Source organism: Sphaerotilus sulfidivorans (genome assembly GCF_013426975.1).
GTDB classification, from domain to species: Bacteria; Pseudomonadota; Gammaproteobacteria; order Burkholderiales; family Burkholderiaceae_C; genus Sphaerotilus; species Sphaerotilus sulfidivorans.
The window spans coordinates 1-5,220 of sequence record NZ_JACCPY010000070.1; the positions used below are offsets into that span (position 1 = coordinate 1).

Consider the following 5,220-nt stretch of genomic DNA (forward strand, 5'->3'; position numbering starts at 1 on the left):
CTCGGTCAGCCACGATCGGATCGGCGACGTGCAGCGGGCGCAGGGCGACCTGGGCGCGGCGCTCAAGAGCTTCCAGGCGGGCATGGAGATCGCGCGCAAGCTCGCCGAGCGCGACCCCGGCAATGCCCAGTGGCAGCGCGATCTCTCGGTCAGCCACAACAAGATCGGCGATGTGCAGAGCGCGCAGGGCGACCTGGGCGGGGCGCTCAAAAGCTTCCAGGCGGACATGGAGATCGCGCGCAAGCTCGCCGAGCGCGACCCCGGCAATGCCGAGTGGCAGCGCGGTCTCTCGGTCAGCCACGAGCGGATCGGCGAAGTGCAGAGCGCGCAGGGCGACCTGGGCGGGGCGCTCAAGAGCTTCCAGGCGGGCATGGAGATCGCGCGCAAGCTCGCCGAGCGCGACCCCGGCAATGCCGAGTGGCAGCGCGATCTCTCGGTCAGCCACAACCTGATCGGCAATGTGCAAAGCGCGCAGGGAGACCTGGGCGAGGCGCTCAAGAGCTACCAGGCCAGCATGGGTATCCGGCGCAAGCTCGCCGAGCGCGACCCCGGCAATGCCCAGTGGCAGCGCGATCTCTCGATCAGCCACGATCGGATCGGCAATATGCAAAGCGCGCAGGGCGACCTGAGCGCGGCGCTCAAGAGCTACCAGGCCAGCATGGGTATCCGGCGCAAGCTCGCCGAGCGCGACCCCGGCAATGCCGAGTGGCAGCGCGATCTCGTGGTCAGCCACGTGAAGATCGGCGATGTGCAGAGCGCGCAGGGCGACCTGGGCGGGGCGCTCAAGAGCTTCCAGGCCAGCATGGAGATCGCGCGCAAGCTCGCCGAGCGCGACCCCGGCAATGCCCAGTGGCAAACCGACCTGGCGTTTTCCTGCTGGAAGCTGTCGCAGCTCGACACGCCCGCGCTGCCGAAGGCAGAGCGCCGGGCGTTGCTCAAGCGAGGGCTGGCGGTGCTGGAGAGGCTGCAGCAGCGCGGGCAGCTGACGCCGGACAAGCAGACGTGGCCGGAGGCGTTCCGCCAGGCGCTGCAGAAGCTGGCCCGGTAGTGCTACGGGACGGCACAGCCGCCACCCCCGCACCTGACCCCGTCACCCTCGCGAACGCGAGGGCCCACGCGCACCACCCGCCGCCGCCAGCCCCGCGCGCCGCTCGCGCATGCGCTGCCTGAGCCGCTCGCCCTCGAGGCGGTCGCGCTCGGCCTGGGCGGCCTGGGTGGCGGCGAGCTGCAGGCGCAGGGCGTCGAGCTCGGCGGCACGGGGAGGTGGTGTTGAGGCTGCATCGGGGGAGCGGCGAAGAAGGGCGCCTCGCACTCCCGGCGTGGTCCTGGCGTTGTTCCGGACAGCCCACGCTACGCCGCGTCTCTGTTCTGCTTTTTCGCCAAATGGCAGACTCGCCTCAAGTCCCGTTCGAAGTTTTGCGGTGTCCTGCAATCACCGGGCGTTCCCGGTACGACCACAAAAAGCGTGCTCCCGGGTGGCGAAAGCAACCCGTGCTTGCCGCCGCGCCGATATGTCCAGTCGCTCTGGATGCAGCGCCGTACGATCCGATTGATGTCCTTGGAGCACGAATACCTCATGCGGGCACCACCGATGAGGTGCGCGCGTACCGCCCAGCGAACTTGAGCGCAGACCAGCCGATCCGAGCGAACGCGTCTCCGGCCCCGACGTCGAGGATCGGTGGACTGTAGTCATAGCCAGATGCGCCAGCACGGTTCTGGAAGAAGCGCCCGCTCGGGTCGACCATGATGTACGAGCCCACCATGTCGTCGTTGTCCTCGATCGAAATCACATGCTCCAGCGCAGCGTGTCGATCGACGAAGGCACGGAACTGCAGGTCGGATACCGCGAGGTCCCGATTGACGACCGGCAGCATCCTCAACACCTTCCACCGCGTCGGAGCCAGTCCACTGATCGCACCCGACAAGTCCTCTTGCCAGTTTGCTGAACACACCACCGTGTTGATCTTCAGCATCAGCGCAGGATTGATGCGCCGGGCTTGGGCCACATGCCGGGCCAGGGCATCGAGATCAATCTGGCGTGCGCGTCGGTCCTGTCGCCCGATCGCCGCAAGTGTGGTGGGCGCCAAGGCGTCGATGCTCAGCCCCAACAAGGACAGCTCTGGTGCCAGGTCGGCCACCAGGCGCTCGTTCAATAGACTGCCATTCGTGATGATCGATACATCGAACCCGATGGATCGTGCGAATCGCATGGCCGAGATCAAACGACGGCCATGCAGCAGTGGCTCGCCACCGGCGAAGTTCAAACGCGGCCTCGACCCGCTTCCAGCCGATGCGAAGTGCGCATGCAGCGACTGGAGCAAGGCCGTTGTTGCCGTAGGGTCGCGGATCACATCTTTCCGGTCCAGGCCTGGCCACTTGGCGTAGCAGTAGCCGCACTGGTAATTGCAGTTCTCGGTCACATGCCAGTTGATGACGATGGGACTGTGCGCATCGCGGCTGGCGTTTCTTTCATGGCTTTGACGCATGGGATCACCCGAGGCTAGACACGATTGCGCTCGGCTTCTTCGCCGAGGCGTTGCTTCAGCCTCTCAGCGATCTTCTCGGCGCTGGATTGCCGCCAGGGCACCCGCCGGAACTTGCCATCACCGAGTTGCTCGACCAGTTGCACCACGTACTCGCCGCTGGGGACGGGGACACATCGGCCGGGCCCTTCCCACCGGATCGAAGCATCGCGGCGGATCACGATGCACGCGCCTGACTGCTGCACCTGCCATTGCTCCGCAGGCCCATCGTGGAGCAACGGCTCCACCGCCTCCCAGAGTCCAGCGGCGATCCAGCTGACGACCACGTCGTGGCTTTCGCCTTGGCGCTTGAAGTTGTCAAGAACGTCGTCCGGCAGTTCTTCCATGTTGCCCTTGACCACGGCGAGATGCTCGCCATCGCTGCGCCTTGCGATGAGCAGGCGAAGAGCGCGCATGTCACTCGGCACCGCCTGGCCATCGAATCCGACGACGAAATTGGCGTGGATGAAGGCCCAGTCCAACAAGGAGTCATCCAGCCAGAAGCGGTCGCGCCACGAGGGATTGACCCAATGAAGACCCGACGGGGTCGGAGTGCACCGAACGAAGCTGAACGTGTTGCGCATGGCCGGGATGGACGGGTGCTGTACCTCGACGTGGAGCCACGGCAATTCCTCGCGCAGGGTGATGGCGCAGTCAGTCCCAAAGACTCTGTGGAACCCGGGGCAAAAATCTCGGAGCGAATCCTGGATCCAGAGCTGCACCTGGTCGACGCCGAGGACGATTTCCGACCTGCGCCCGCCATGAATCATGGACATCACGAACCAATGGCCGTCGATGCTCATGGGCTCCATCAGTTGTGCCTCAGTCCAGCCGGTCAGTTCGACCAGGCGGGCCAGTTCGCCCCCTGGCGGGCCGAGCTGCATGTATTCGATGCGCTTGGCCACCTGCTCGGCAAAGGCACGCACGGGATCCGGGTCCGGGTCGCCACGCTGCGCCAAGGCATCCTGCGCCAGGGCCTCCTGCAAGGCCGGACTGGCGCCCGTTTCCAGCTGGTGTCGAAACTGGCGCTCCAGGCTCTCGATCAGGCTCGGCCCCTTGTCAGGCGCCTCGCCTTGCAGCACGTTCACCGTCGTGTTCAACACCTCGGCCAAGGCTTTTGCCATGGCTCGGCTGGTGCGACCGGTTCGCTCGATCTTCTGGTAGTGCTTCGTCGCCGCTTCCTCCTTCGCCTTCGCCTCATCCTTCTCCTCGTCCGTCTTCGCCTCGTCCACCTTCGCCGACTTGTCGAGCAGCGCGTACGCGCGCCGGGTCACCTCCGCCTGCGTCAATTTCGCTTCCTCCCGAACGCTTTTGAGTCGTTTCTTGTCCAGCTGGAAGGTGGGCCTGCCTGTCTTTGCCTTCATGGGCTCTCCTGCAATAGAGCCCGAACTGTGGCTGGTACGATTAAAGTTGCCTAGACATCATATTGACAGCACAAAGTGCCGGTTTGAAATCGTCCTCACTTTCGAGAGGACGCGGAACGCCGCTCCACGCGGCGTTCTTTCATTCTGGTCCTGAGCCGCTCGCCCTCGAGGCGGTCGCGCTCGGCCTGGAGCTGGGCGAGGCGGGCCTCGAGGCGGGCGTGGCGCTCGAGCTGGGCGAGCTGCTCGGAGCGGGCCTGGGTGCGCTCGCGCTCGAGCTGGGCGGCGCTGTCGCGGGCCTGCTCGGCCAGGCGCTGCTCGGCGCGCTGGCGGGCCTGGCGCTCGCGGTCCATGTCGGCGGCGGCGCGGCGCTCGGCGTCGCGGGCGCGGGCGTGGGCTTCGTCGATGGCCAGGCGGGCCTGTTCGCGCTCGCCCCGGGCCTGCTCGTGCAGGCGGGTCTGTTCCTGGCGGGCGTGCTCGCGCAGCTGCTCGCGCTCGAGCTGCGCGGCGGCCAGCGCCCGGGCCTGGGCGGCGTCGCGCTCGGCCTGGGCGGCCTGGGTGGCGGCGAGCTGCAGGCGCAGGGCGTCCAGCTCGGCGGCCTGGGCCTGGGCGAGGGTCTGCACGCGCGCGAGCTCCGCGGCCTGGGCGTCGCGCTCGGCGCGGGCCTGGCGGGCCTGGTCCTCGGCCTGGAGCGCGCGGGTCTCGGCCGCCTGGTGGGCCAGCGCCTGCGCGGTCTCCCAGAGCTGGCGGGCGAGTTCGCGCAGAAAAACCGTGCGCCCCATCCGCCGGTCGGTCGATTTCTCCCACACGACGAAGGCGGTCGGCGGTAAAGTGATTTGCAAGATCCGGGGGGGGAGTACCAATTGGCCATGACCAAGCTGCGCAAAGCCACAGCCACGCTGACACCACTGGCGCCGAGTCCAGCGCCGGCCGTAGCGGGCCTGCCGCGCTGGGTGCTGATCACAGGGGCGCTGGTGGCAGCGCTGGCCAGCGCGGGGGCCGCCGTGGCACAGACGGACGTGTCGGGGTCGAACACTGTCAGCGTCGACCAGGTGCAGCACAATCTTTCGATCGACCAAGACCGGATCGGCGATGCGCAGCGGGCGCAGGGCGACCTGAGCGCGGCGCTCAAGAGCTACCAGGCCAGCATGGGTATCCGGCGCAAGCTCGCCGAGCGCGACCCCGGCAATGCCCAGTGGCAGCGCGGTCTCTCGGTCAGCCACGATCGGATCGGCGACGTGCAGCGGGCGCAGGGCGACCTGGGCGCGGCGCTCAAGAGCTTCCAGGCGGGCATGGAGATCGCGCGCAAGCTCGCCGAGCGCGACCCCGGCAATGCC

General features: G+C 67.4%; 6 protein-coding genes. 2 read left to right on the forward strand and 4 right to left on the reverse strand.

The genetic code is table 11. The features are described from left to right. On the forward strand, positions 1-1,048 hold a 1,048-nt coding region (locus tag HZU84_RS19895), incomplete at its 5' end, for a tetratricopeptide repeat protein (protein WP_180693116.1). Positions 1,049-1,090: 42 nt separating this feature from the next. On the opposite strand, the gene HZU84_RS19900 is transcribed toward HZU84_RS19895, so the two are convergent. The 4 genes from HZU84_RS19900 to HZU84_RS19915 all read right to left on the reverse strand — a co-directional run bounded on the left by HZU84_RS19900 (position 1,091) and on the right by HZU84_RS19915 (position 4,665). Then, positions 1,091-1,312, reverse strand: a complete 222-nt coding sequence (locus tag HZU84_RS19900) for a hypothetical protein (RefSeq protein ID WP_149503551.1) — start codon at positions 1,310-1,312, stop codon at positions 1,091-1,093. A 262-nt stretch (positions 1,313-1,574) separates the two neighbouring features. Next, complete coding sequence (locus tag HZU84_RS19905) at positions 1,575-2,486, reverse strand: viperin family antiviral radical SAM protein (protein WP_149503553.1); 912 nt, start codon at positions 2,484-2,486, stop codon at positions 1,575-1,577. A gap of 14 nt (positions 2,487-2,500) precedes the next feature. Beyond that, complete coding sequence (locus HZU84_RS19910; protein WP_149503554.1) at positions 2,501-3,886, reverse strand: hypothetical protein; 1,386 nt, start codon at positions 3,884-3,886, stop codon at positions 2,501-2,503. 95 nt (positions 3,887-3,981) lie between these two features. Then, the gene (locus HZU84_RS19915) at positions 3,982-4,665 is read right to left on the reverse strand and encodes a coiled-coil domain-containing protein (protein ID WP_180693117.1); all 684 of its coding nucleotides are present in this window, start codon (positions 4,663-4,665) and stop codon (positions 3,982-3,984) included. An 87-nt stretch (positions 4,666-4,752) separates the two neighbouring features. On the opposite strand from HZU84_RS19915, the gene HZU84_RS19920 reads away from it, so the two are divergent. Continuing rightward, a partial coding sequence (locus HZU84_RS19920; protein ID WP_180693118.1) for a tetratricopeptide repeat protein occupies positions 4,753-5,220 on the forward strand: 468 nt, incomplete at its 3' end.

Bases quoted from the DNA above. Each gene is read 5' to 3' on its own strand.
- HZU84_RS19905 (WP_149503553.1), bottom strand. From the start codon at position 2,486: ATGCGTCAAAGCCATGAAAGAAACGCCAGCCGCGATGCGCACAGTCCC.
- HZU84_RS19910 (WP_149503554.1), bottom strand. From the start codon at position 3,886: ATGAAGGCAAAGACAGGCAGGCCCACCTTCCAGCTGGACAAGAAACGA.
- HZU84_RS19915 (WP_180693117.1), bottom strand. From the start codon at position 4,665: ATGGGGCGCACGGTTTTTCTGCGCGAACTCGCCCGCCAGCTCTGGGAG.